Raw genomic sequence first — 25730 nt, 5'->3', positions numbered from 1 at the left:
CCCTACCGGCCCGCACTGGCCCGCACCGGTCCACGCTGGCCGGCCTTTTCCCTAGACCCCAGGAGTTCCCCCGATGAACCGTCTCCCGCTCATGGCACGCATGGCATGGCTGTGCTGCTTCGGCTTCGGCGCCCTGCCGTTCGCCGCCCTCGCCGCCGAGACCGGGTTCCCCTCGCGCCCGCTCACGCTGGTCATTCCCTTTCCGCCCGGCGGCGCGACCGACGTCAACGGCCGCGTCATCGCGCAGCGCCTGGGCAAGGAGCTGGGCCAGCCCGTGGTCATCGAGAACCGCGCGGGCGCCGGCACGGTGATCGGCGCGAGCTACGTGGCCAAGGCCGCGCCCGACGGCTACACGCTGCTGGTCAGCTCGGGCACCACCTTCACCGTGAACCCGGCCATTCGCGCCAACCTGCCCTACGACCCGGTGAAGGGCTTCGACCCCATCGGCATCGCCGGGCGCACCGGCCTCGTCCTGCTGGCCAATAGCGAGGTGCCGGTGAAGACGGTGCAGCAGTTCGTCGACTACGTGAAGGCCTCGCCCGGCAAGTACTCGTACGGCTCCTTCGGCACCGGCACCACCGCGCAGTTCGCCGGCGAAAGCGTGCTGCACGCGGCCGGCCTGAAGATGACGCACGTGCCCTACAAGGGCAGCGCGCCGGCCATGACCGACCTGATGGGCGGGCAGATTCCGTTCAGCATCGACACCGTGAGCGCCGCCATCCCGCAGCTGAAGAGCGGCAAGATCAAGGCCATCGCGCTCACGACGGCCAAGCGCTCCGCGCTGCTGCCCGACGTGCCCACCCTGGCCGAGAGCGGCTACCCCGACATCGACATGGACACCTGGCTTGTGCTGGCCGCGCCAAAGGGCCTGCCCGCCGACGTGAAGGCCAGGCTGGAGAAGGCGCTGGCCGTGACCATCGCCGACCCCGACACCCGCGCCAAGCTGCTGGCCCAGGGGCTGGAGCCGGCCTACAGCAACGCCGCCGCGGCCAGCGAGCTCATCAACCGCGAGCTGCCGCTGATGCGCGCGGTGGCGGCGCGCGCCAACATCACCGCCGACTGATGAACACCACGCACACCCCCGCACGCAATCCGGTACACACCCCCGTGGAAGGACGCCAAGAACCCGGCGCCGACCTCGTCGAGACCTCCGCCGTCGCGCTGCGCCGCCTCATCGGCCGCAAGCAGATCTCGCCCGTCGAGCTGCTCGACGCCTGCATCGCGCGCATCGAGCGCGTGAACCCGTTCGTCAACGCCGTGACCGCGACCTGCTTCGAGCGCGCGCGCGCCGAGGCCCGCGCCGCGGAAAGCGCCGTGATGCGCGGCGACACCCTGGGCCTGCTGCACGGCCTGCCGCTGGGCGTGAAGGACCTGGAACCGACCGAAGGCCTGCTCACCACCTGGGGCTCCGCCATCTACCGCGACCACGTGCCCACGCAGGACATCGAGCTGGTGGCGCGCCTGCGCCGCGCGGGCGCCATCGTCGCGGGCAAGACCAACGTGCCCGAGATGGGCGCGGGCGCCAACTCGCGCAACGCGGTGTGGGGCGCCACCGGCAACCCGTTCGACCCCAACCTCAACGCGGGCGGCTCCTCGGGCGGCTCGGCCGCCGCGCTGGCCTGCGACATGCTGCCGGTGTGCACCGGCTCCGACACCGGCGGCTCGCTGCGCATTCCCGCGGCCAAGTGCGGCGTGGTGGGCTTCAGGCCCTCGCCGGGCGTCGTGCCCAGCGTGCGCAAGCCGCTGGGCTGGACGCCCCTTTCGGTGGTCGGCCCCATGGGCCGCACCGTGGACGACGCCTGCCTGCAACTGGCCGCCGCTGCCGGCATGAGCGCGGGCGACCCGCTGAGCTACCCGCTGGACCCTCTGTCGTTCCTGGCGCCCGCGCACGTCGACCTGGCCGGCCTGCGCGTGGCGTGGACCGAAGACTTCGGCACCTGCGCCGTGGACGACGGCATCCGCGCCACCTTCCGGCAAAAGATGGGCGCCATGCGCCACCTGTTCGCGCGCTGCGACCCGGTCGACTTCGACATGGGCGAGGCGCACCGCTGCTTCGACGTGCTGCGCGCCGAGGCCTTCGTGGCCGGCATGCACGCGGCCTACGAGCGCGACCCCGCGAGCCTGGGCCCCAACCCGCGCGCCAACTACGAGATGGGCGCGCGCATGAGCCTGCTCGACAGCGCCTGGGCGCAGGCCGAGCAGACCCGCCTGCTCCAGCGCTTCCAGGCAACCTTCGCCGACTACGACCTGGTGCTGTCGCCGACCACGCCGGTCTCGCCCTTTCCGTGGACGCAGCTGTACGCCAGCCACATCAACGGCGAGCCGCAGGCCAACTACTACCGCTGGCTGGCGCTGACCTACGTGGTCACGCTGACAACGCACCCCGCCATTTCGCTGCCCTGCGGGCTCGACCACGCGGGCATGCCCTTCGGGCTGCAGGTGGTGGGCGGCTTTCGCGCGGACCACCAGGTGCTGGGCGCGGCACGGGCGATGGAAGAAGCCTTCGCGGCGCATGCGCAACTGCGCCGGCCGCGGCCCGACCTGGCCGCATTGCGCGAGGCGCAGCCCGCGCTGCGCTCGATCGTGACCACGCCGCCGGTGTTCAACAGCGCCGCAGCGGGCACCGCCGCCGTGTCGGCGGTCTAGGGCTATATAGGGCTATATCGGGCCGTATAGAGAAGCGCAGCTACCTGAAAGCGAGAGGAAAAGCCTGCGCGGGCCAGCCCGCATGCCGCTGCTGCCACGCCGGCTCGCGCCGCAGCAAGGGAGCGTACGCATGCAGCTCCTGCGGCGCGATGTCGTAGGTGCGCCGAAACGCCCGCGTGAAGCTCGACGCGTTGTTGAACCCCAGCCCCGCCGCGATGTCCTGCACGGCCAGGTTCGGGAAGCGCACCAGCTCGTCGGCGGCCGTTCGCAGCCTGCGGGCGCGGATGTACGCGGCCAGCCCGCCGTGGTGCAGGAACAGGCGGTACACGCTGGCGCGCGACAGCTGCAGCGACTGCAGCACGCTCTCGGGCGACAGCCCCGGGTCGTGCAGGTGCGCCTCCACGTGGCGGCAGACCTGGCCGTACACCGCGGCGCGCACCGCCGCACGCGCGTCGCCCGACAGCCCCGCCTCCCGGCTGAAGGCCGCCACCAGCAGCTGCACCGTGGTGCGAAAGCTGTCGCCCGCGTCGTCGCGGGCCAGCCCCACGATCTGCCGGCTGAGCGCCAGCAGGTGCGACACCAGCATGCGCGTGAGCGGCGTGTTGGCCTCCACCCGCCGGCCGTGCAGCGAGGCGGCATCGGGAAAGGCCTTTTCCACCACCACCCGCGGCACGAAGAACATCAGCATGCGCCCCTCGTGGCTGCGGATGGTGCAGGGCTGGTCCATGTCCAGCGCCAGGATGCTGGGCACTTTGGGCGCGCGGTGCTCGTCCGCGCGCATCCTGTGGCCGCGGAACTCGGCCGGAATGCCTTCGACGAACAGGTTGAACGAGATGTCGCGCACGCTCTCGGTCGACACCCGCCCCAGCGAGCGCACCGCCACATTGGGGCCGGTGCGCATGTCGAAGAAGGTCAGGTCGTCGACCGTGTAGCGCGCGAACGAGGCGTCGAACACCGCCCCGTCTTCGAGCGCCGGCACGGGCTGCACGTCGTAGACGGTGCTCATGCGCTCCTGCCAGGCCGGCAGGCTGTGGCGGGCGTCGCCCTGAACCCCGAAACTGCTGTGGACGATGCCGGGGGCCAGCATGGGAGGCTGCGGGGGCAGGAGCAAGCGGTCTGAAAGGAATCGATCTTCGGACATCACAAGGCAGGCAAAAGCACAGGAAGCACAAGAAGCAGGGGGTTCGAACGACGGCGCGTTCGGCGCGAAGTTATACGAAAAGAGTATGACATTGCATCTCGAATCGGTATTTCCGAATATGACAGCCGCTGCCTAGCATGCGCCCATAAACAGGAGACGAGACATGAAGAGGATCGACACACTGGCGCTGGTGTGCGCCGCCGGCATGGCATGCACGGCAATGGCACAGCCGCAATCGCAAACCCAATCGCAACCCCAGGCCGCCCCCTGGCCGCAACGCGCCATCAAGATCGTGACGCCCACGCCCCCCGGCGTGGGCTCCGACCTGTTCGCGCGCAGCTACGCCGAGCAACTTTCGCGCCTGCTGAAGGTGCCGGTGATCGTGGAGAACAAGCCAGGCGCGCTCTCCACCATCGGCACCGACGCGGTCGCCAAGGCCGCGCCCGACGGCTATACGGTGCTGTTTTCCACCAGCAACCCGTTCACGATGACGCCGTTCCTGCTCTCCAAGCTGCCCTACAGGCCCACGGAAGACCTGGTGCCCGTCACGCAGGCGCTGAAGGGCGGCTCCTTCATCGTGGCGAACAACGCGGTGCCCGCGCGCAACGCCGATGAACTGGTCGCGCTGGCCAGGCGGCAGCCCGGGCATGTGAGCTTTGCCTCGTACGGTTCGGGCAGCACCTCGCACCTGGGCTTCGAGCTGCTGCAGGAGGCAGCCTCCGTGCAGATGCTGCACGTGCCTTACAAGCAGGGCGCCATGCCCGACGTGATCGGCGGGCAAGTGATGCTGGGCTTCGAGCCACCCATCTCCGCCCTGCCCAACATCAAGGCCGGGCGCGTGAAGGCGCTGGCGTACACCGGCAGCCAGCGCAGCCCCGCCCTGCCCGACGTGCCGACGCTGGCCGAGCGCTACCCCGGCCTGGAGGTGTCGACGTGGCTGGGCTTCTGGCTGCCCGCGCGCACGCCGCAACACATCGTCGAGCGCCTGGGCCAGGCGATCCATACCGCCACGCGCTCGCCCGAGATGGCGCGGCAGATCGCCGACGCGGGGCTGGAGCCCATGGGCACCGGCCCTGAAGACACGCGCGCCATCATCGAGCGCGAAGCCGCCACCATGGGCCGGCTCATCAAGACCAAGGGCATCCGCATCGACTGACGCGGGCCAGCCTCCTCTTTTTTCCTTTTTCTTCCGTTCGCTCCCGCCTTCGAGACCACGCCGACAACGGCGGTGGGCTCCTGGCACTGGACCCTTGCGCCACGCAAGGGCCGCGGGAGCGCGCGCGCCCTGTTCACGCCTTTTTTCTACAACCAGGAGACAACACCCCATGATCCGTTCCACCCTCGTGCTCGCCGCGGGCTGCCTCGGCCTGCACGGCCCCGCGCTCGCGCAATCGACTGTGTCCCTCTTCGGCACGGTCGACCTCAACCTCACCTTCGCGAAGTCGGGCGGGCGCTCGGTCCGCGCGATGGACCAGGGCGGCAACGTGCTGCCCAGCCGGCTGGGCTTTCGCGGCACCGAAGACCTGGGCGGCGGGCTGGCCGCGAGCTTCTGGCTCGAGGCCGCCACGCTGCCCGACACCGGCGAGTTCCAGGGCGTGGGCTGGCAGCGGCGCTCCACCGTGAGCCTCTCGCACAACAGCTTCGGCGAGCTGCGCTTGGGCCGCGACTACACGCCCAGCTTCTGGAACGTGTCGCAGTTCTCGCCCTTCGGCACCGTGGGCGTGGGCGGCTCCAGCAACATCGTCGAAGGCTGGCCCTTCGGGCTCGGCGGCGCGAAGACGCTGGTGCGCGCCAACAACTCGGTCGGCTACTTTCTTCCGCGCAACCTGGGCGGCTTCTACGGCCAGGTCATGGTGGCGATGCCCGAGGGCCAGGAGGGCATGAAGTACTCGGGCGCTCGGCTGGGCTATGCGTCGGGCCCGCTCGACATCGCGGCCAGCTACGGGCAGACGCCCGTCGAAGGCCGGCGCTACCGCAACGCCAGCCTGGGCGGCAGCTACGACTTCGGCGTGGTCAAGCTCTACGCCAACTACCTGCGGCAGAAGAACGCGCCTGAGAGCCAGACGCACGCGATGCTGGGCCTGAGCGTGCCGGTGGGTGCGGGCGTGATCAAGGCATCGGTCGCGCGCGCCAACCGCTCGGGGCCGGGCGTGGACGCCGACGACGCCACGCAGGTGGCGCTGGGCTATGTGCACTGGCTCAGCAAGCGCACCGCGGTGTACGGCACCTGGTCGGTGGTGCGCAACAAGGGCAACGCGGCCTATGTGGTGACCGATGCGCTGTCCGACCCGCAGGCCGGCGCGAACTCGCGCGGCCTGCAGTTCGGCATTTCGCACAACTTCTGAGCGAGAGAGACAAAAACAAAGACCGGGCGCTTCGCGCGTCCGGTCTTCAGGTCTTCAGGTCTTCAGGTCTTCAGGTCTTCAGGAGAAATACCGCGGATAGCCCGCGCCGTCGAGCCCCGGCACCACCACCGCGCGCGGGTCGTTGCCGGCGGCCTCCAGCAGGTCGGCCGCGTAGTCGGTGACGCAGCCCGCGAGCAACTGGCGCGGGTCTTCCAGAATCACGCGCAGCCGGGTGTTCAGCGCGTGCCAGTCGTCCGGCCCGGCAATGGCGGGCATCTCGCTCACCTCCGTGGTGCCGGGCTGCAGCACGGGCCGGCTGCCACGGCCGGGCGCAAAGCGCGGATAGCCCTCGTACATCAACGGGCCCAGGTCGCTCATGGCGCGCGTGGCCCACCACAGCTTACGCATCGGCGCCTCGTGCGCCGCCACGGCCGCCAGGTCGACCGGGCGCTCGAAGGTGGGCGCCGGCGCGTGCGGCGCGATGTACACGCGCTCCAGCGGCAGCGCATGGTGCGAAGACGCCAGCACCATCGCGCACACCGCGTTGGTGCTCCACGTGACGCCGGCGGTGGGCCGGCCCTGCTTGCCCACGATGAGCACCATGGCGTTCGCCCAGTCGATGCGGTGCCGCTCGAACCACGCGATCGCGCGGTGGGCGGTGTCGAGCCCGACCAGGAAAAAGGTCGCGATCATCACCTGGTTCATCGGCACGCTCGCGCCCACGGCATCGCCGCTGGCTTCGAGGCAGTGCGCGCGCAGGTCGGCGGCGGTGAGCGTCTCGGGCTGCGCCAGCGCGCGGGCGATGTAGCGCTCGGTCAGTTCGCAGGCGTACTGCACCATGTTCGCGATGTCGGTCTCTCGTCCCTGGTAGGCGGGCACCGCGATGTGGTCGCGCCAGAGCGCGACGCTGTTCGCCGCGCGCGCCGCCGCGGTGGCGGCGAGCAGGCGCTCGGCCTCGCTGCGCCACAGCGTGCCTGCGGGGTCGATCTCGCGCAGGCGCACCAGCGAGGCCAGCGCGGGCCCGAAGTGCGACACCGCCGCCAGCTCCTTGAAGCCGCGCGTCGTCAGCCGGTAGCCCTCGACCTCGGGCGGCTTGCCGCGCCCGGGAAAGAGAATGAAGTCGGCCGCCGTCGCCACGATCAGCGCCGCGTCGGGCGCGGCCTCGGCGGTGGCGCGGGTCATCTTCGCGCCCAGGCTGTCGGGGCTCGCGGTGTAGGTCTCGAACAGGCGCAGGAACTCGGGGCTCTGGAAGTTGGGCGTGCTCATCGGGCGTCTCCCGGCTGTGCCTGCGTTTGCGCCTGCGTTTGCGCCTCCCCCAGCCGGTACACCTTGCTCGGCGTGCGAAAGCGAATGTCCGCGCCCAGGCTGTTGGCGACCACCAGGTAGGCCTGGCCGTCTTCCTCGAAGGCGCAGGCATCGGTGCCGCCGAGCGTCGGAAACTCGCGCCGCACCGCCAGCCGGCCGTCGACGAAGCGGTAGCCCACCGAGGTCATCGAGGTGATGGGTGCCTCGCGGCTGCCCAGCAGGAAGTTGACCTGCACCAGCTCGCCGCCCTGCGCGTCTTCGCGCCAGATGAACTCGCGCCCACCGGGGCCGCTCAGCGTCTGGTGCGCAACGAAGCCGCAGCCCTTGCCGCTCCAGCGCAGCAGCACCGTGTCGTCATGCAGGCAGGCAAAGGCCAGCCACGCTTCGCCGCCGTGCTCGAAGAACTGGAAGGCGCGGCCGGTCTTGCCCTCGAGCGACTGGAAGTCCTCGAAGCGCGTGCCGCTCCAGAGCATCACGCGCGAGGGCGCCACATGGTCCGCGTAGGCCAGGAAGCGCTGCTCCCCGATCTCGAAGAACGCAAAGTTGTAGCCCCACACCGACTCGATGACCTGGAACTCCACGAAGCGCTCGCCGTTCCATTCGTACAGGGCCGATTTCGACGGATGCCGCGGCACGTTGCCTTCCATGGCCACGCCCTGCGCCAGCGCAAGAAAGTGCCGCTCGCCGATGGCGAAGTGCGTCCACTGCTTGGCTGCAAAAGTCGGCACGCGCTGCAGCTCGGTGAAGGCGCCGTCCTTCAGTTCGAAGATGACCGAGTCGACATTCAGCTCGTAGGGCCCGGTGCCCGACTTGAGGCTGGCGGTCGCCAGGAAGGCGCGCTCGCCGATGCGGAAGAACTCGGCGTCTTCCCCGCCCGGCACCGGCAGCCGCGCGTGCGCCTCGAAGGCGCCGCCCTGCCAGCGGTAGACGAGCGCGTCGACGTTGCTGCTGTCGCCCACGGTGATCATCGCGGGCTGGCCCGGCACGTCGAGCGCCAGTTGCGGTACCACGAGGTAGCGCGTGCCGTCGTGAACGAAGGTCTCCACGGCGCGTGCGCCGGAGGTGTCGAGGTCCTGGATGCTGTGCATGGTGGGGCTCCCTGGGGTCGGCATGCGCACCTTACTGCGAAAGCGGCCCGAAGCCGAACAGCCGCGCCGGGTTGTCCACCAGGATGCGCCTGCGCGCGTGCGCACCGGGCACCCAACTGGCGAGCAGGTTCAGCAGCTCGCCGGTGTCGCGCCCGCCTTCCGGAATGTGCGGCCAGTCGCTGCCCCAGATGGTGCGCTCGGGGAGCGCGTCGACGATGGCGTGCGCCAGCGGGCGCAGCTTGTCGTAGTTGCCGTCCTTCGCCACGCGGTAGGGGCCCGAAAGCTTCATCCAGCCGCGCCCGTCGGCCAGCACGCGCAGCAGGCGGTCGAAGTCCTGCCGCGTGAGGCCGTCGCTTTCCAGCATGTAGCCCATGTGGTCGATGACGAAGTCGGCATCGATATCGCCCAGGTACGGAATGAGGTCGCGCACCACCCAGCCCGGCGTATAGAACTGCAGGTGCCAGCCCAGCGCCTGGGTCTGGCGCACGCTGCGCTGTATGTACCGCACCAGCTCGGCGGTCGGCAGCGACGAGCGCAGGAACAGGTCGAGCCGCAGCGCGCGCACGCCGCGCAGGTGCATGTCCTGCAGCGCGGTCTGCGCGATGTCGTCGGCCACCATGGCCACGCCGCGCGCGCGCTCGCCGGCGACGTCCAGCGCGTCGAGCATGCAGCGGTTGTCGGTGCCGTAGAAGCTGGGCTGCACGATCACGTAGCGCGCCAGGCCCAGCGACGCGCACATGGCGTCCAGCTTGGCGAGGGGGCCGTCGGGCAGCGTGTAGTGCGGGTGCGCCACGTGCGGGTAGCGCGCTTCGCTCTCGAACACGTGCACGTGCGCGTCGCAGGCGCCGGCGGGCACGTCGAACGACGGCCGCGCGAGCGTGTCGGCGGCGCGCATGGGCTTGGAGGTGAGGATGTCTGCAGAGGTCATGGCGAGTCGGAAGTTTCGATGGAGGCGAGCGCCAGCCGCACGCGCTCGTGCGCGGCGGCCAGCAGGAGATCGGTGTCGATGCCGGTCATGAGGAAAGGGGCCGCGCCGCGGCGCACCAGCTCGGCGGAATAGGCCGCGTCGGCGATGCCGCCGATGGCCAGCGGCTTGCCCGCGCGCAGGCAGGCGGCCAGCGCGGCCTCGTGCGCCTCGCGCACCCGCGGGTGGCGAAAGTCGCCGGGCACGCCCAGCTCCGCGCTCAGGTCGTTGGTGCCGATGCCCACGATGTCGATGCCCGGCACGGCGGCAATGCCGTCGATGTTGGCGATGCCCAGCGGGCTTTCGATGAGCACCTTCACGGCGGTGGCGCGGTTCATGGCCGCGTTGAACTCGGCCGCGGGCAGCTTGCGGTAGCCCAGGTGCGGCAGCGCGCCGATGGCCGAGCGGTGGCCCAGCGGCGGAAAGCGGCAGGCCGCCACCAGGTCTTCGGCCTGCGCCACGGTCTCGATGCGCGGCGCGATGATGCCCGCCGCGCCGCCGTCGAGCAGCCGGCCGATCACGCCGTACTCGCGCTCGGGCACGCGCACGAAGGGCATCAGCCCGATGTCGAGCGCCGCCGCGCAGATCTGCGCCGCCGCATCGATGCCGATGCCGCTGTGCTCCAGGTCCACCCAGATGGCGTGGTGGCCGCTGGCCTTGGCGATGCGTGCGATCTCGGGCGTGCGCGAGCAGCGGATGCCCAGCGCCGCCACCGGCAGGCGCTGCCGCAGGCGGCTCACGACGAGGTTGGTCGATGCGTCGGCGGGTGCCGAAGCCGTGTCTGGGGCCATGCGGAGTGTTCCTTCAGATGCGTTGCGAATGCGTGGTTGTGCGGTTGCGGGTTGATGCTAGAGAATGGTCTTCATACCGGGAAATACCGAATTCGGATGGCTTTCGATACGCAGGAGATATCGTGGAACTTCGACACCTTCGCTACTTCGTCGCCGTGGCCGAAGAGCTCAACTTCACCCGCGCCGCCGAGCGCCTGTACATGGCGCAGCCGCCGCTGAGCACGCAGATCCGCGCGCTCGAAGAAGAGCTGGGCGTGCAGCTGTTCGAGCGCGACAAGCGCCGCGTGTACCTCACGCAGGCGGGGCGCCACTTCCTGGACCGGGCGCGCACCATCCTCGCGTCGGTGCAGAGCGCGAAAGACGAAGTGCACAGCGCCGCCGTCGGCGAGATCGGCAAGCTCAACCTGGGCTTCACCGCGTCGTCGATGCTCACGGCGGCGCTGCCCGCGGCCATTCGCGACTACCGCGCGAGCTTTCCGGCGGTGGAGCTGCGGCTGCAGGAAATGGCCTCGATGCACCAGCTCGACGCCATCAACGCCCGCGCGCTCGACCTGGGCGTGCTGCGCAAGCCCAACGTGGGCATTCCGGTGGGGGTGACCATCGAGGAGTGGTACTCGGCGCCGCTGGTGGCGGCCATGCCGCAGCAGCACGTGCTCACGCGCGGCAAGGGCATCCACATCAAGGAGCTGCAGGACGTGCCGCTCATCGTCTACCCGCGCGACGCCGGCATCGGCCTGTACTGGAAGGTGCAGGAGCTGTGCGCCAAGGCGGGCTTTCGCCCGGCGGTGATGCACGAGACGCGCGAGGCCTCGACCATGATCGGCCTGGTGGCCGCGGGCTTCGGCGTGGCCATCGTGCCGAACGACACGCAGTGCATCCAGCTCGAAGGGGTGCTGTACAGCCGCATCCTCGACAAGGACGCCGTGTCCAGCCTGTACCTGGGCTACCGCGACGCCGACGCCAACCCACACCTGGACAGCCTGCTGCGGCTGCTGCGCGCGAGCCGCAACCGCTAGCCGACCAGTCCGCCAGCTCGCCAGCCCGCTCGAAGGTTCAACCGCCGGACCGGTCCGCGGGCCGGCTGCGCGCCACCCACCCCAGCGCCGCCGCCGCGACCAGCGCCGGAATGGCCGCCAGCATGAACAGCCGGCTCCACGAGAGCTGCGCGCTCATCAGCATCCCGCCCACCAGCGGCCCGACGATGGAGCCGACGCGGCCGATGGACATCGACAGGCCGACGCCGGTGGCGCGCACGCTGGCCGGGTAGTAGTGCACGCACAGCGCCGGAATGTTCATCTGCCCGCCGATGACCAGCAGCCCGATGGCGAACACCAGGCAAAAGGCGACAAGCTCGCCGCCCATCTCCCTGCCGACCACGCTGTCGACGACATGCAGGCCGAACAGCGGCACCAGCAGCGCCCCCAGCGCCAGGCAGATGGCCACCGGGCCGAAGGGGCTGCGCCGCGCCACCACGAAGGACATGGCGAAGGCCCCGGCCACGCCGCCCACGTTCAGCATCACCCCGGCCAGCGCCGAGCGTTGCGGGCTCATGCCGTTCATGGCGAGCACGCTGGGCGTCCAGCTCAGCAGGAAGTAGCTGACCAGCAGGATCATGAATGCGGCGGTCGCGATCATCGCGGTGCCCATGGCCCGGCCATCGGCGACCACCTCGGCCAATGGATGCCTGACGGGTGACGGCGAGGCGCTGCCGCGTGCCGGGTCATTCGCTGGTTCATGCTTCGGCTCGGACATCGCGAACACCAGCGGCAGCAACGCCAGCGCGAGCGTGCCGCCGCCCACGAAGATGCCGCGCCAGCCCACCTGCTGCATCAACGCGGCGGTGATTGCGCCGCCAGCCACCGCGCCGATGGGAAAGCCCAGGAACATGCGCGACACGGTGGCGCTGCGCCGTTCGGGATGCGCATGCTCGGCCGCGAGCGCCGAGATGGTGGGAATGGCCCCGCCCAGCCCGATGCCCGACAGAAAGCGCCACGCCATGAGCTGCTCCGGCGAGTTGGCGCCGGCGCTCAGCAAAATGAAGCCGCCCGCCACCGCGATGGAGCCCAGCAGCAGCCTGCGCCGCCCGAAGCGGTCGGCCGCCGCGCCCACGGCCACGGCCCCCACCACCGCGCCCGCGAAGCTCATGGCGAACACCTTCCCGAAAGCGCCCGGCGGCATGCCCCATTCCCTGGACACCAGCGGCGCGACGAAGGAGAGCATGAGCGTGTCGTACCCGTCGATCAGCGCGACCAGGAAGCAGACGACAACGGCGAAGCGGCTGGCGCGCGACGTGCGCGAGCCGCCGGGGAGCGGACGGGCCGCCCCGCGCAGGGGGAGCGATGACATGGTTTTCTTGTCTCCTTCGGTGGTGCGCCTTGCGCGCGCGCCCACGCCGTCAAATCACGGGCAGGGTCGGCGTCGCAGGCGCTGTGTCCGGCCGATGCTAGGAGTGGCCATGCATATCCGCCAATACATTTTCAGGGGGCCATTTGGGTAGCTTTGGCGTATGGATCGGCGCCTTGGACCCACGGGGACGGTCTACGCCAGCGCAGCTTCCACGCCCGCACCCAGCGCCTCGTCCACCAGCCTGAAATGCGCCACCTGCCGACGCTGGATGGCCTCGGGCACGCCGGCCATCGCCGCGGCGAGGTTGGCGGCTAGGCGCGCGCGCTCGCCCTCGTCCATGCGCCGGTACAGCACGCTGGCTTGTGCGTAGTCGCCCAGCCCCTGGCGGTCGTCGAAGCGCATGGCGTCGCCCTGCAACGCCAGCGCGGGCTCCGCGTGGCGGCGGTCGGGGCGCGGGCCGCCGAAGGAGTTGGGCTCGTAGTAGGCGTCGGTGCGCGGCGGCACGTTCAGCCGCATGGCGCCGTCGGCGTGGTACGTGTGCACCGGCGACTGCGGGCGGTTCACGGGCAGCGCCGCATGGTGCGTGCCCACGCGGTAGCGCTGGGCGTCGGCATAGGCCAGCAGCCGGCCCTGCAAGAGCTTGTCGGGCGAGATGCACAGGCCCGGCACCAGGTGCGCCGGGTTGAAGGTGGCCTGCTCCACCTGCGCGAAGTAGTTGTCGGGGTTGGCGTCCAGCGTGAGCTCGCCCAGCTCGGTCAGCGGAAACATGTCCTGCGGCCAGACCTTGGTCGGGTCGAAGGGGTTGAACGGCAGCGCCTCGGCCTGCGCGTCGCTCATCAGCTGCACATGCAGCGACCAGCGCGGATGCTCGCCGCGCTCGATGGCCTCGAACAGGTCGCGCTGCGCGCTCTCGCGGTCGTCGGCGATGGTGTCGCGCGCCTGCGCGTCGCTCAGGCAGCGGATGCCCTGCCGCGTGCGGAAATGAAACTTGACCCACGCCCGCTCGCCGGCCTCGTTCAGCAGCCCGAAGGCGTGCGCGCCGTAGCCGTGCATGTGGCGGTAGCTGGCGGGCAGCCCGCGGTCGGAGAACAGCATCACGATCTGGTGGATGCTCTCGGGCGAGAGCGACCAGAAGTCCCAGATGGCGGTGGGCGAGCGCAGGTGGCTCACCGGGTGGCGCTTGAGCGCGCGCACCAGGTCCGGAAACTTCTGCGGATCGCGGATGCAGGCCACCGGCAGGTGGCTGCCGACCAGATCCCAGTTGCCCTCCTGCGTGTACGCCTTGAGCGCGAAGCCGCGCATGTCGCGCTCGGCATCGGCGCAGCCGCGCTCGCCCGTGAGGCCCGAAAAACGCACCAGCACCGGCGTGATGCGCCCAGGCTGCAGGCAGTGCGCGCGCGTGTGGCGCGCGATGTCGCCGGTGATGCGCAACGTGCCGAAGGCGGCCGCGCCCTTCGCGTGCAGCACGCGCTCGGGAATGCGCTCGCGCGCCAGGTAGGCGAGCTTCTCGGCCATCTGGTAGTCCTGCAGCAGGATCGGCCCGCGCGGGCCGGCGGTGATGGAGTGCTGGCTGTCCGCCACGGGCGCGCCGCCCGCGGTGGTCAGGGTGGGGGGCCTGCTGCTTGGGGGAGGCATGGGGTGTCTTCGGTCGATGGCTCGGGATGGATGCTTGCAGGGATGTGTACCGCGCCGCGGGCGGCGCGTCTTGAAGAAGAGTCGCGCGGATTGAACGCAGCCGGGCTGCGCAATCGCCGTTTCCGCCCCATCTCCATCGCCTGGTCAGCAGGCGGTAAGCATTGGCAAACTAGTTTCGATCGCGGCTGACTGCATCGCAGGCGCCGCTTTTTTTGCGCTCTTTGCGCTTTTCGCTGACCATCGTCGAAATCATGAGCAGTCGCTTGTTCAACGCCCACAGCCATCCAGACCCACGCGCGCGCGGCACGGAAAACGGTGCCTTCGGGATCGCGACCTGGGTGGCGCTCGGGCTGGGCATCGTCGCCAGCACGCCGGCGGTCTGCCATGCCATGTCGGCGGAGGAGCTGTTCCAACGCGCCTCCCCCTCGGTCTGGGTGATCACCACGCTGGATCCACAGGGCAAGGCCTTGAGCACCGGCACCGGTGTGGTGGTCGGACCGGGAAGGCTGGTCACGAACTGCCACGTCCTCGCGAAAGCCGGGGCGATTCTGGTGAAGCACGAGAACGTGACGTTCCAGGCCCAGCTTGAATACCCGGACACCGAACGCGACCTGTGTTCGATCAAGGCGGCCAATTTCACGGCCCCCGCGGTCACGGTGGCGCCCGTTGCCACGCTGAAAGTGGGACAGAAGATCTACACCATAGGCACGCCGCGCTCGCTCGAGCAAACCATGAGCGACGGCCTGGTCTCCGCCCTGCGCCGCAATGGCAGCGGAGCCGTCGAGTACATCCAGATTTCCGCGCCGATCTCTCCCGGGTCGAGCGGCGGCGGACTGTTCGACGAGCAGGGCCGCCTGGTGGGCATCACGACGTCGGGCGTTACCGGCTCGGCCCAGAACCTCAACTTTGCGCGGCCGGCAGAGTGGATCTTCGACCTGCCCGAGCGCGGCCGCCTCGCCTTGGCCGCCTACGACAAGCCGGCGACCACGCCCCCGGCGGTGCAGCAGGAGCCGAAGCGCCCCCCAATGCCGAGCCTGCCCCGGCTGCGCCTGGAAACGCCGATGCTGCTCGGCAAGACGTGGACATACAAGCACCCGCGCGATCCGGCGACCTTCGGCACCGTCGAGTTGACGTTTTCATCCGGCCGCGTCTATGCAAGGAACGCCAAGTCGACCGCTTGGGGCAACTGGGACGTGCGAGACGACACCATGTGCGCGACCTTCAATACCCCCGGCTGGAGCCGTCTGTGCTACTACACCGTGAAAGACGGGGACGGCGTGCAACTGGTCAACACCGCGAGCGGTGAGCGAACGAAGCTGAGCGTGCGCTAGCACTGGCCTGCGTCACGGCCGGCGGCGATTGCGCACGCCAGCCTCGGTGCACCGTGTGCGAAGCAGAGCGCGGCGTCGCGAATGTGCAAAGCGCACGCCAACCCGACAAGACTGCACCGGCGCCAGGGCGCACCATCTGCACCATTCGCACAGTGCGCCCTCGTCATCCTCGTTCTCCTCGTCCTCCTCGTCGTTCGCAAACAAAGACCTCCTCATGAAACCCACCCTGCCCCAACTCATGAGCCTCAACGGCGGCTTCGTCGACACCGCCGGCTTTCTCGCGCTGCACGGCCTGTTCACCGCGCACGTGACCGGCAACTTCGTGACCATCGGCGCGGCGCTGGTGCACGGCACCTCGGGCGCGATCACCAAGCTGCTGGCGCTGCCGGTGTTCTGCGTGGTGGTGATGCTCGCGCGCTGGCTGAGCTACGGGCTGCCGCGCATGGGGCTGCCGGTGCTGCGCACGATGCTGGTGCTGAAGACGGTGCTGCTGCTGGCGGGCGGCATCGTGGCCATGCACTTCGGCCCGTTCGAAGACGGCGACAGCGCCGCCGCGATGCTCGCGGGGCTGGTGCTGGTGTCGGCCATGGCCATCCAGAACGCGGTGCATCGCATTCACCTGGGCAGCGCGCCGCCGACCACGCTGATGACCGGCACGACCACGCAGGTGATGGTCGACCTGGCGGACCTGCTGCGCGGCGGCCAGCCACCCGAAGAAGCCGCTGCCGCCCGCGCGCGCATGCGGCGCATGGCCGCGGCCGTGGCCTGGTTCGCGGCCGGCTGCGCGGCGGCGGCGCTCATCTACGCGCGATGGAACGTGTGGTGCTTCGCCGTGCCGCCGGTGCTGGCGGCGTTGTCGGTGCTGCTGCAGGGCCGCACGCACGAGGGCGACCCGACGGCGCCTGCACCCCAGCCGCAGCCGCAGCCAGCGGCTTCAGCGCGTCACTTGTAGAGCCAGCGCGCCATCAGGCGCGTGTAGCGCGGCATGACCAGGTACACCATCAGCCCGACGATGGCCGCCGAAGCCACGAGGTGCTCCAGCCAGTAGCCGGACAGCACGGGCACCGGCGCGAGCACGCGGTGCACCACCGCCGGCACCAGCATGGTCAGCGGGTAGATGACCGACAGCGTCAGCAAGAACTGCTTGTAGCGCCTGGCCGGCGGCTGCCCCGGGGCGGGGTGGAACCAGAACTCCAGCCCGCTGCGCGTTTCCACCTTCTCGTCGGCATCGAGCAGCGGCGCCACCTCGTCGACCAGCTGCTTGCGCGCGCCGGAGGCGAACCAGTCTTGCGCATGCGCGAGCGAGTCGAAGCGGATGGTGATGGTGTATTGCAGCCCGCCCGCCGCGGGATGGATGACGTTGACGCCGCGGTGCCCCGGAAAGCGCGCGGCAATGGGCACCACCTTTTTCAGCCACTGCTCGTAGGCGGCCACGGACTCGCGCCTGACCGTCTGCTGGATGACGGCGGTGACGGTCTCGGCACCCGGCACGGCGCGCCCGGCGATTTCGTCGAGCGTGGCGGTGCGCAGCTCGGGGTGGCGGTCATCGGTGGTCATGAGTGGGTCATGGGTAGGTCATCGGCGGGCTTCCTGAATGCCGAGCCTCAGAGGCCGAGCAGCTTGCGGCCTTCGTCGGCCAGCAGGTCGTGCGTGTCGGCGTGCGCGCGCATGTAGGCCGCGAACACGGGGCACTGCGGAATCACGCGCAGCCCGCGCTCGCGCGCCGAGGCCAGGCCCGCCAGCACCAGTTTCTTCGCGATGCCCTGCCCCTGCAAGGCTTCGGGCACCAGGGTGTGGATGAAGGTGATGACGTCGCCGTCCAGCGAATAGATGGCGACCGCGCGTTCACCCTGCGACGCGTACTCGAAGCGGTGCTTGGCGGGATTGTCCTGAACGGAGGGGGGTGTGGAATCTGTGGTCATGAAAAGCGGTCCTTTGGAAGTCGTCAATGCAGCCGCGCTGCAAGCGGCAAATCAAGCGGGGCAACTAGCGGTGCAACGAGCGGCGCAACAAGCGGTGTCTGGGGGCTGGCCTGAACGTCGGCATTGTTCCCGAAGCGGTGCACCAGGTGGGCGCAAATCGCCAGCGCCAGGTGCCGCTGCACGCCGGCAGCCGCGGGTCGTGGCCGCTCGAACAGCGCCAGCACGGCCGCGCCCAGGTTGCACATCACCGGGTCGACCAGGCCGGGGGCGCAGGCCAGGCCGTTCACCGGTGCCATGTTTTCCGCGCGCGACAGTTGCGCCACGGCGCGCACCAGCGCGCGCGGCACGTAGAACTGCAGCGCGTCCAGCGGCGTGCCCAGGTAGCTGGCGACCTCGTCGCGCAGGTCGACGATGCTGATCGCGCCCGGCACGTAGCCGCGCACCACCGCGGGCCGCCCGCGCACCCACAGCTCGTGGTGCGCCGCGGCGGCCAGGTGCAGGGTGACGAGGAAGGCGTCTTCGGCCGGAATCTCCGGCTTCATGCCCAGCTGGTCGGGCAGGCAGGTGATGCGCGTGACCGCGAACGGCATGGCGGCGGCATTCGATGCCGCCGCCGCGTTCAAAGCCGGCAGCATCACCAGCGCGGGCGCCGACGGCAGCTCGAAGCAGCGCCCGAGCAGGTCGCCGTAGGCGCCCGTCGGTTGCCGCGCTGGATGTGCCGTGGGCACGCCGGCGCTGCGCCTCAGCCCTGGATGAACGCCAGCAGGTCGGCGTTCACCTGGTCGGCGTGCGTCTTGCAGGTGGCGTGCGGCGCGCCGGCATACACCTTGAACTGCGCGCCCTTGATCATTTCCGCCGCGAGCTTGCCGGTGGCCTCGATGGGTACCACCTGGTCGTCGTCGCCATGGATCACCAGCGTGGGCACGTCGATCTTCGCCATGTCGGGACGGAAGTCGGTTTCCGAGAACGCGGTCACGCAGTCGATAGTGGCCTTGATGGAGGCTTGCAGCGCGATCTGCAGCGTCTGCTTGAACACGCCCTGCGACACCTTGGCGCCCGGGCGGTTGGTGCCGTAGAACAGCGTGCTGAAGTCGTCCAGGAACTGCGGGCGGTCGGCGACCAGGCCGGCGCGAATGCCCTCGAACAGCGAGGCGTCGGGGCCCGCGGGGTGGTCGGCCGTTTTCATGAACAGCGGCGTGACGGCGCTGATGAGCGCCAGCCTGGCCACGCGCGCCGTGCCCTTGCGCGCGATGTAGCGCGTGACGTCGCCGCCCCCCATCGAAAAGCCCGCCAGCACCACGTTGTTCAGGTCGAGCTTCTCGATGAGCTCGGCCAGGTCGTCGGCGAAGGTGTCGTAGTCGTAGCCGGTCCAGGGCTGGCTCGAGCGGCCGAAGCCGCGGCGGTCGAAGGCGATGGTGCGGTAGCCGCGCTCGGCGAAGAACAGCATCTGCGCGTCCCACATGTCGGCGCTCAGCGGCCAGCCGTGGCTGAAGACGATGGGCTGGCCCGAGCCCCAGTCCTTGTAGTAGAGCTCGGTGCCGTCGCGCAGGGTGAGTGTGGTCATGGTTTTTCCTGTGGAGTCGAAAGGGAGGAAGGCCGGAACAAAAAGGGAAACGGATAGGGGAACGAAAAGGGAACGGAACGGAACGCGCAGCCTGCTCAGCTCTGCCGCACCGACTCGAACAGGAACCACGTGCGGCGCTCGGCCTCGTCGATCCAGTTCTCCAGCACGCTGGCGGTGGCCACGTCGCCGTGCTCGTCGCACACGGCGTGCGTGGCGCGCATGAAGCCGGCCAGGCGCTGGTTGTCCTCGCGCAGCTCGGCCAGCATGCCGATGGGGGTCACGAAGTCGGCGTCGTTGTCCGACAGGCGCTGCAGCCGCGTGGCATGGCCGGTGGAGCGCAGCGTGGTGCCGCCCACCTTGCGCACGCGCTCGGCAATGGGGTCGACCGTGGCGAAGATCTGGTCGGCCTGCTCGTCGAGCAGCAGGTGGTAGTCGCGAAACGACGGGCCCGACATGTGCCAGTGGAAGTTCTTGGTCTTGAAGTACAGCGCGAACACGTCGGCCAGCAGCACGTTGAGCGCGGCCGAGATGTCGCGCGTAGCGTCCGCGCCCAGGTCGCTGGGCGTGTGCAGCGACGCGGTGCGGCGTGCCTTGGTGCTGTCGGCCAGGGCCTTGACGGACCGGGCAGGCTTTGGCGCCTTGGAAGGTTTGGATGTGGCCATGGGGTTCCCTGGTTGTCTGGAGTCGGAGAAAAGTCGGAAGGAAATCAGAGGGAGATCAAAGCGACATCAAAGCGAAAGAAAGTGGTGCACCACGGGCTTCTCCGGCCCGATGTGGAAGCGCACGGCCTCGCTTTGCAGGTCGGCGTCTGCATGCGACACGCGGTGGTGCTGGCGCAGGTGCTCGGCCCACGACTCGACCAAAAACCACTCCATCACGCGCTCGGCGTCGCCGGTGTGCTCGGTCACGCCCCAGGCGTAGGCGCCGTCGCGGCGGCGCTCCAGCGACAGGCGTTTCATCGCGTCGAGGAAGGCCGGGCGGTCTTCCTTGCGGATGCGGTATTCGACCTGGATCATCACGGGGCCGCGGTCGTGCGCGATGGGCTCGGCCACCAGCGGCTCGGGCCAGTGGTTGGAGGCCTGCAGGTCCGACTCGCCCGTGGGCAGCCGCGCACGGTGGAACAGCAGCGCCACGATCACCAGGCCGACCGCGCCGGCCACCAGCGTGTAGGGCACGCCGATTTCCTGCGCGACCAGGCCCCAGCCCAGGCTGCCGGCGGCCATGGCGCCGTTGAACACCGTGAGGTACACGGCCAGCCCACGCCCGCGCACCCAGTTCGGCAAGATGGCCTGCGCCACGCCGTTGAGCGTGGTCAGCGCAATGATCCAGCCCAGGCCCAGCAGCAACAGCAGCAGCACGGCCAGCCACTTGGGCGGCGCGAACACCAGCGCGCCCATCACGGCGGCGGTGATCACCGAGGCCAGCAGCACCAGGCCGTCGGCGTCCAGCCTTGCGCGCAGCCGCGGCATCACCAGCGCGCCGGCGATGGCGCCCGCGCCCACCGCGCCCAGCAGCACGCCGTAGAAGCCGGCGGTGCCGCCCAGCATCTGGCGCGCCACCAGCGGCAGCAGCGCCCACACCGAACTCGCGAACAGGAAGAACACGGCCGCGCGCAGCAGCACGCGGTGCAGCTCCTTGCTGGCGCGCGTGTAGCGCAGGCCGGCACGGAAGGCGCCGAGAAAGTTCTCCGACAAGCCGCTGTCCACCGCCGCCGGGCGCTTCCACCACAGCAGCGCCGCGATGACGAACACATAGCTCAGCACGTCGGCGCCGTAGGTCATGGCCGCGCCGAAGCTCGCCAGAATCAGCCCGCCCGCGGCCGGCCCGATGGAACGCGCGATGTTGATGCCCAGCGAGTTGAGCGCCACCGCGCTCTTCAGGTCCGCGCGCGGCACCAGCTCGGGCACGATCGACTGCCAGGTCGGCCCCATCAGCGCCGCGCCGATGCCGCCGACGAAGGTCAGCGCGATCAGGTACTCCACCGTGAGGTTGCCGGTGTGCGAGAGCACCAGCAGCGTGCCGCTCACGCTGGCCAGCACCAGCTGGACGAAGATCAGGAAGCGCCGGCGGTCGAGGATGTCCGACAGCACGCCCGCCGGGATGGCCAGCAGGAAGATCGGCAGCGTGGCCGCCGTTTGAATGAGGGCCACCGCCGTCGGGCTGGCCGACAGGTCGGTCACCAGCCACGAGCTGGCCACGTCGCGCATGAAGCTGCCGATGTTGCCCAGCACGGTGGCCGCCCACAGCACGGCGAAGACCGGCTGGCGCAGCGGCGCGAAGCTGCTGGCGGCCTTGGCCGGGGCCGCGGTTGCGGGGGATGTGGGCTGCGCGTGCTCAGCCATTCGCACGCTCCTTCAGGTCATGCCATGCCACCAGCACGAAGCCGCCGACCAGCCCGAGGTGCTCGAAGAACGAGTTCGCGGCCATGAAGCGGCCCTGCCCCACCGGCATTTCCCAGAAACGCAGCGCCACGAAGGTGGCGAACAGCGTGAACGCGCCCAGCGCCAGCGCGCCCAGCCAGCGGTAGAAGCCCGTGAGGATGAGCGCCGAGGCGCCCAGCTCCAGCACGATGACGGCCAGCGCCATCGGCGCCGCGGGCGACACGCCGAAGTGGTTCATCTCGGCAATGGCCGAGGCGAAGTCGGTGGCCTTGTTGAAGCCGCCCTGCAGGTAGGCGGCGCACAGCAGCAGCAGGGCGAACCAGCGCAGCGCCGCAGAGGTCAGGGGCGAGGCCAAGGGAGAGTTGTTCCAGCGCATCGTCATACCGCCCAGCACGCGCAGCCGAGCGCGCCCCAGAAGCTCTTCAGGTCGGCAATGGGCAGCTTGCTGCTCCAGGCCGTGGCGTGCTGGTGGCCGTGCACGTTGCAGTCGTTGGCGCAGGCGCAGGCGGCGGCCGCCTGGCGCATCACCTTCTGCAGCGGAGCACCCTCCTTCGTGTCGGCCCAGCCGGCATAGCCGCCGAAGGTGCGCGCAGGCGACCAGTCGGGCATGGCCGCGGGGGGCGTGCCTTCGTCCAGCGGCGCGAACGGGCCGGCGCCGTAGACGATCTTGCCGCCCACCATGGTCAGCAGCGCGGTGGTGTCGGCAATGTCCGATTCGGCGCAGCCGAAGAAGTCGCGGTCGGGCACGATCAGGTCGGCCAGCTGGCCGGCCTCGATGCGGCCCTTCTTGCCGACCTCGCTGGAGAACCAGGTGACCTTTTCGGTCCACATGCGCAGCGCGGTCTCGCGGTCGACGCAGTTGCGCTGCGGGTACAGCTGCATGCCGCCCACGGTGCGCCCCGTGACCAGCCACGACAGCGACACCCACGGGTTGTACGAGGCCACGCGCGTGGCGTCGGTGCCGGCGGACACGTTCACGCCCTTCTCCAGCATGCGCTTCACGGGCGGCGTGGCCTCGGCCGCGCCGGCGCCGTAGCGCTCCACGAAGTACTCGCCCTGGTAAGCCATGCGGTGCTGCACGGCAATGCCGCCGCCCAGCGCGGCGATGCGGTCGATCGACTTCTCGGAAATGGTTTCGCAGTGGTCGAAGAACCAGTTCAGGCCGGCCAGCGGGGTGTCCTGGTTGACCTTTTCAAACACGTCGAGCGCGCGCTCGATGGTTTCGTCGTACGTGGCGTGCAGGCGCCAGGGCCAGCGGTTTTGCGCCAGCACGCGCACCACCTCTTCGAGCTCGCCTTCCATCTCGGGCGCCATGTCGGGGCGCGGCTGGCGGAAGTCTTCGAAGTCGGCGGCCGAGAACACCAGCATCTCGCCCGCGCCGTTGTGGCGGAAGTAGTCGTCGCCCTGCTTGTATTTGGAAGTCGATGTCCAGTTCAGGAAGTCCTGCTTTTCCTGCTTGGGCTTCTGCGTGAACAGGTTGTAGGCCAGGCGAATGGTGAGCTGGCCGGCGTCGGCCAGTTGCTGGATCACCTGGTAGTCGTCGGGGTAGTTCTGGAAGCCGCCGCCCGCGTCGATGGCGCCGGTGACGCCCAGGCGGTTGAGCTCGCGCATGAAGTGGCGCGTGGAGTTGACCTGGTAGTCCAGCGGCAGCTTCGGGCCCTTGGCCAGCGTGGCGTACAGGATGGACGCGTTGGGCTTGGCCAGCAGCAAGCCGGTGGGGTTGCCGGCGCTGTCGCGCACGATCTCGCCGCCGGGCGGCGCGGGCGTGTCGCGGGTGTAGCCCACGGCGCGCATGGCGGCGCCGTTGAGCAGCGCGCGGTCGTACAGGTGCAGGATGAACACGGGCGTGTCGGGCGCCACGGCGTTCAGCTCTTCGATGGTCGGCAGGCGCTTCTCGGCGAACTGGTGCTCGGTGAAGCCGCCCACCACGCGCACCCATTGCGGCGCCGGCGTGATGGCCACCTGGCGCTTGAGCATGCCCATGGCGTCGGCCAGGCTGCGCACGCCGTCCCATCGCAGCTCGAGGTTGTAGTTGAGCCCGCCGCGAATGATGTGCAGGTGGTTGTCGATGAGACCGGGCAGCACGGTCTTGCCCTGCAGGTCGACCACGCGGGTGGCGCTGCCGGCCAGCGGCAGCACGTCTTCGCCGCGGCCCACGCGCAGGAAGCGGCCGTCCTTGATGGCCACGGCGCTGGCCGTGGGGTTGGCGCGGTCCAGGGTGGTGAAGCGGCCGTTGTGGAGGATGAGGTCGGGTGTCTGGGTGCCGGACATGGGGGAAGTCTTTCGGGCGTTGGTTTGGGCGCTTGCCGTCCCGCTGGTTTGGGCGCTTGCCGTTCCGGCAAGGGCAGCGGCGCCGAGCGTGCCGAGGCACAGCCGGCGGCGTTGTTCGTCGAGTGGATCGCTCATGCTTCCTTGCGCGGCGCGGCGCCCGGTTCGGTCTTGGCGCACTGCGGCAGTTCGCCGAACACGTGCGGCTTCACCTGGTGGTGCAGCCACGAGGTCGCCGTGGCCTGCGGCTTGAGCACGCTCTTGATGAGCGGCGGGACCTGCTCGCCGAGCAGGATTCCCAGAAGCCCCACCAGGGCGATGACCGGCGGCGCCGGCGAGCGCACCTGGAACAGTGCGTAGATCACGCCGACCAGCAGGCCGAGCGCAAGCGACAGGACGTAGGGCTTCATCTTCGTCACCGCGGGTTTCAGCCTTCGTGCGCGCCGAACATGGTCTTGGCGTAGGTCACGCCCAGGCCGTAGGCGCCGCCGAACTTCTTCGCGATGCCGGTGGTCATGTCGTAGGTGTCGGTGCGGGCCCAGTCGCGTTGCAGCTCCAGCAGGTACTGCAGCGAGGTCATGGGCTGCGCGCCGGCCTGCACCATGCGGTCCATGGCGCGGTTGTGCGCCTCGGCGGACACGTCGCCGCAGGCGTCGGCAATCACGAACACCTCGAAGCCCTGGTCGATGGCCGACAGCGCCGGGCCCACGATGCACACGCCGGTCCACAGGCCCGACAGCACGATGCGCGGCTTGCCGATCTCGTTGACGCGGGCGATGACGGCCGCGTCTTCCCAGGTGTTCATGGAGGTGCGGTCGAGCATCTTCTGGCCCGGGAAGGCGTCGGTGATCTCGCTGAACATCGGGCCCGAGAAGCTCTTCTCGGCCACCGTGGTGAGGATGGTCGACACGCCGAAGCCGGCGGCCGCGTTGGCCACCAGCGCGGCGTTGTTGCGCAGCGTGATCGCCTCGATGGAGTGCGTGGCGAAGGCCATCTGCGACTGGAAGTCGATCATCACCAGCGTGTGGTCCTTGGGGGTGAGGAGCTTGGCGCCGGCGGTGGGGGTGGCTTGGATGGACATGAGATGACTCCTTGAACGAGGTGAGTGAAAGAAAGAAAAAAACTCGGGGGGCAATGGGGCATCGCCCCGTGGCGTGCATCCTCGTTTCACCGAGGGTGCGTGTCTTGTCGATTAATGAGGCCGTTTGGACATTTGCCGCCGCTCAGAAGGCGGGCAGCTCGTTGGGGCGCAGGTCGAACACCAGCACCTCAGCGCCTTCGCCGCGTGCCAGCGTCAGTTGCCGGGCGTCGCGCACCCGGGCGCCGTCGCCTTCGGCCATGCGCTGGCCGTCGACCTCCACGCTGCCGCGCGCCACGTGCACATAGGCGTTGCGCCCGGGGCCGAACGCCAGCGAGGCAGCTTCGTCGCCGTCGAACAGGCCGGCGTACACGCGGGCGTCCTGGTGCACGGCGAGCGAGCCGTCGGTGCCTTCCGGCGAAATGATCAGGCGCAGCCGGCCGCGCTTTTCCTGCGGCGCGAAGTGCACCTGCTGGTAGCGCGGCGCCACGCCCTTGGCGCCGGGCACGATCCAGATCTGCAGGAAGTGCAGCGGGTCGGTGGCCGACGAGTTGAACTCGCTGTGGCGCACGCCGGCGCCGGCGCTCATCATCTGCACGTCGCCGGGGCGGATGACCGAGCCCGTGCCCATGGAGTCCTTGTGCTCCAGCGCGCCGTCGAGCACGTACGAGAAGATTTCCATGTCGCGGTGCGGGTGCGTGCCGAAGCCGCGGCCCGGCGCCACGCGGTCGTCGTTGATGACCAGCAGGTCGGAGAAGCCTTCCTGCGCCGGGTCGTGGTAGTGGCCGAACGAGAAGGTATGGCGCGACTTGAGCCAGCCGAAGTCTGCGATTCCACGGTCCGAGGCGCTGCGAATGTCCAACATGATTCGTTCCTTGCAATGTTCGAGTTCGATTTAGTTCAATCGAATTCACAATGGTGTTCG

At 69.7% G+C, this 25730-nt stretch carries 25 protein-coding genes; 7 read left to right on the top strand and 18 right to left on the bottom strand.

Annotation, left to right across the window (positions count from 1 at the left end; all coding sequences use genetic code 11):
- Positions 1-73: 73 nt before the first annotated feature.
- Together QTI51_RS15945 and QTI51_RS15940 are read left to right on the top strand one after the other, a co-directional pair.
- Positions 74-1063 carry a Bug family tripartite tricarboxylate transporter substrate binding protein gene (locus QTI51_RS15945; protein WP_286515039.1) on the top strand — a complete coding sequence of 330 codons (990 nt, stop codon included), beginning with the start codon at positions 74-76 and terminating at the stop codon, positions 1061-1063.
- The gene (locus tag QTI51_RS15940) at positions 1063-2646 is read left to right on the top strand and encodes an amidase (RefSeq protein WP_503011517.1); all 1584 of its coding nucleotides are present in this window, start codon (positions 1063-1065) and stop codon (positions 2644-2646) included. Before QTI51_RS15945 ends, QTI51_RS15940 begins: the two co-directional genes overlap by 1 nt.
- 40 nt (positions 2647-2686) lie before the next feature.
- Here the strand turns inward: QTI51_RS15940 and QTI51_RS15935 are convergent, their stop codons facing one another.
- Positions 2687-3733 (bottom strand): helix-turn-helix domain-containing protein, encoded by a 1047-nt coding sequence (locus QTI51_RS15935; protein WP_286515036.1) that lies wholly within the window; start codon positions 3731-3733, stop codon positions 2687-2689.
- 217 nt (positions 3734-3950) lie between these two features.
- Between QTI51_RS15935 and QTI51_RS15930 the strand changes: the two genes are divergently transcribed.
- Positions 3951-4943, top strand: a complete 993-nt coding sequence (locus QTI51_RS15930; RefSeq protein WP_286515035.1) for a Bug family tripartite tricarboxylate transporter substrate binding protein — start codon at positions 3951-3953, stop codon at positions 4941-4943.
- A gap of 169 nt (positions 4944-5112) precedes the next feature.
- On the top strand, positions 5113-6132 hold the full coding sequence (locus tag QTI51_RS15925) for a porin (protein ID WP_286515033.1): 1020 nt from the start codon (positions 5113-5115) through the stop codon (positions 6130-6132).
- Positions 6133-6210: 78 nt separating this feature from the next.
- On the opposite strand, the gene QTI51_RS15920 is transcribed toward QTI51_RS15925, so the two are convergent.
- Genes QTI51_RS15920 through QTI51_RS15905 form a run of 4 tightly spaced genes read right to left on the bottom strand, consistent with a single transcriptional unit; the run spans position 6211 to position 10280 of the window.
- The gene (locus QTI51_RS15920; protein ID WP_286515031.1) at positions 6211-7398 is read right to left on the bottom strand and encodes a DUF5624 domain-containing protein; all 1188 of its coding nucleotides are present in this window, start codon (positions 7396-7398) and stop codon (positions 6211-6213) included.
- Positions 7395-8525, bottom strand: coding sequence for a hypothetical protein (locus QTI51_RS15915; protein ID WP_286515029.1), 1131 nt, complete (start codon positions 8523-8525; stop codon positions 7395-7397). The genes QTI51_RS15920 and QTI51_RS15915 overlap by 4 nt, the downstream gene beginning before the upstream one ends.
- Before the next feature lie 31 nt (positions 8526-8556).
- Positions 8557-9453 carry an amidohydrolase family protein gene (locus QTI51_RS15910; protein WP_286515027.1) on the bottom strand — a complete coding sequence of 299 codons (897 nt, stop codon included), beginning with the start codon at positions 9451-9453 and terminating at the stop codon, positions 8557-8559.
- Positions 9450-10280: an HpcH/HpaI aldolase family protein gene (locus QTI51_RS15905; protein WP_286515025.1), complete on the bottom strand. Its 831-nt coding sequence runs from the start codon at positions 10278-10280 to the stop codon at positions 9450-9452. Before QTI51_RS15905 ends, QTI51_RS15910 begins: the two co-directional genes overlap by 4 nt.
- Before the next feature lie 122 nt (positions 10281-10402).
- Between QTI51_RS15905 and QTI51_RS15900 the strand changes: the two genes are divergently transcribed.
- Positions 10403-11296, top strand: coding sequence for a LysR substrate-binding domain-containing protein (locus QTI51_RS15900; RefSeq protein WP_207786753.1), 894 nt, complete (start codon positions 10403-10405; stop codon positions 11294-11296).
- 37 nt (positions 11297-11333) lie between these two features.
- Here QTI51_RS15900 and QTI51_RS15895 read toward each other — a convergent pair whose 3' ends face one another.
- Positions 11334-12626 carry an MFS transporter gene (locus tag QTI51_RS15895; protein ID WP_286515020.1) on the bottom strand — a complete coding sequence of 431 codons (1293 nt, stop codon included), beginning with the start codon at positions 12624-12626 and terminating at the stop codon, positions 11334-11336.
- Positions 12627-12818: 192 nt separating this feature from the next.
- Complete coding sequence (locus tag QTI51_RS15890) at positions 12819-14261, bottom strand: catalase (RefSeq protein ID WP_286515019.1); 1443 nt, start codon at positions 14259-14261, stop codon at positions 12819-12821.
- Positions 14262-14524: 263 nt separating this feature from the next.
- Here QTI51_RS15890 and QTI51_RS15885 point away from each other — a divergent pair, with 263 nt between their 5' ends.
- Both QTI51_RS15885 and QTI51_RS15880 read left to right on the top strand, forming a co-directional pair.
- On the top strand, positions 14525-15592 hold the full coding sequence (locus QTI51_RS15885; RefSeq protein WP_286547623.1) for a S1C family serine protease: 1068 nt from the start codon (positions 14525-14527) through the stop codon (positions 15590-15592).
- A 214-nt stretch (positions 15593-15806) separates the two neighbouring features.
- Positions 15807-16544 (top strand): YoaK family protein, encoded by a 738-nt coding sequence (locus QTI51_RS15880; protein WP_286515016.1) that lies wholly within the window; start codon positions 15807-15809, stop codon positions 16542-16544.
- Here the strand turns inward: QTI51_RS15880 and QTI51_RS15875 are convergent.
- The 11 genes from QTI51_RS15875 to QTI51_RS15825 all read right to left on the bottom strand — a co-directional run bounded on the left by QTI51_RS15875 (position 16535) and on the right by QTI51_RS15825 (position 25670).
- A complete protein-coding gene (locus QTI51_RS15875; RefSeq protein WP_286515014.1) occupies positions 16535-17149 on the bottom strand; it encodes an antibiotic biosynthesis monooxygenase in 615 nt (204 codons plus the stop codon). The two genes, QTI51_RS15880 and QTI51_RS15875, sit on opposite strands and share 10 nt — an antisense overlap.
- Positions 17150-17196: 47 nt before the next feature.
- Complete coding sequence (locus QTI51_RS15870) at positions 17197-17514, bottom strand: GNAT family N-acetyltransferase (protein WP_116911353.1); 318 nt, start codon at positions 17512-17514, stop codon at positions 17197-17199.
- Positions 17515-17537: 23 nt separating this feature from the next.
- A complete protein-coding gene (locus tag QTI51_RS15865; RefSeq protein WP_286515011.1) occupies positions 17538-18242 on the bottom strand; it encodes an AraC family transcriptional regulator in 705 nt (234 codons plus the stop codon).
- A gap of 14 nt (positions 18243-18256) precedes the next feature.
- The gene (locus QTI51_RS15860; protein WP_286515010.1) at positions 18257-19078 is read right to left on the bottom strand and encodes an alpha/beta fold hydrolase; all 822 of its coding nucleotides are present in this window, start codon (positions 19076-19078) and stop codon (positions 18257-18259) included.
- A gap of 95 nt (positions 19079-19173) precedes the next feature.
- Positions 19174-19740 (bottom strand): Dps family protein, encoded by a 567-nt coding sequence (locus tag QTI51_RS15855; RefSeq protein ID WP_286515009.1) that lies wholly within the window; start codon positions 19738-19740, stop codon positions 19174-19176.
- A gap of 66 nt (positions 19741-19806) precedes the next feature.
- Positions 19807-21420: an MFS transporter gene (locus QTI51_RS15850; RefSeq protein WP_286515008.1), complete on the bottom strand. Its 1614-nt coding sequence runs from the start codon at positions 21418-21420 to the stop codon at positions 19807-19809.
- Positions 21413-21835, bottom strand: coding sequence for a DoxX family protein (locus tag QTI51_RS15845; RefSeq protein WP_371085018.1), 423 nt, complete (start codon positions 21833-21835; stop codon positions 21413-21415). Before QTI51_RS15845 ends, QTI51_RS15850 begins: the two co-directional genes overlap by 8 nt.
- A gap of 2 nt (positions 21836-21837) precedes the next feature.
- Positions 21838-23730: an amidohydrolase gene (locus QTI51_RS15840; RefSeq protein WP_286515005.1), complete on the bottom strand. Its 1893-nt coding sequence runs from the start codon at positions 23728-23730 to the stop codon at positions 21838-21840.
- Positions 23731-23861: 131 nt separating this feature from the next.
- Complete coding sequence (locus QTI51_RS15835) at positions 23862-24137, bottom strand: DUF1427 family protein (protein WP_116911359.1); 276 nt, start codon at positions 24135-24137, stop codon at positions 23862-23864.
- A gap of 17 nt (positions 24138-24154) precedes the next feature.
- Positions 24155-24808 (bottom strand): hydrolase, encoded by a 654-nt coding sequence (locus tag QTI51_RS15830; protein WP_286515004.1) that lies wholly within the window; start codon positions 24806-24808, stop codon positions 24155-24157.
- A 142-nt stretch (positions 24809-24950) separates the two neighbouring features.
- Positions 24951-25670, bottom strand: a complete 720-nt coding sequence (locus QTI51_RS15825; RefSeq protein ID WP_286515003.1) for a pirin family protein — start codon at positions 25668-25670, stop codon at positions 24951-24953.
- Positions 25671-25730 lie beyond the last annotated feature (60 nt).

It is taken from the genome of Variovorax sp. J22G73, assembly GCF_030317035.1.
In the GTDB taxonomy this organism is placed as follows: domain Bacteria; phylum Pseudomonadota; class Gammaproteobacteria; order Burkholderiales; family Burkholderiaceae_C; genus Variovorax.
This window is presented reverse-complemented; position numbering and strand designations above follow the sequence as displayed.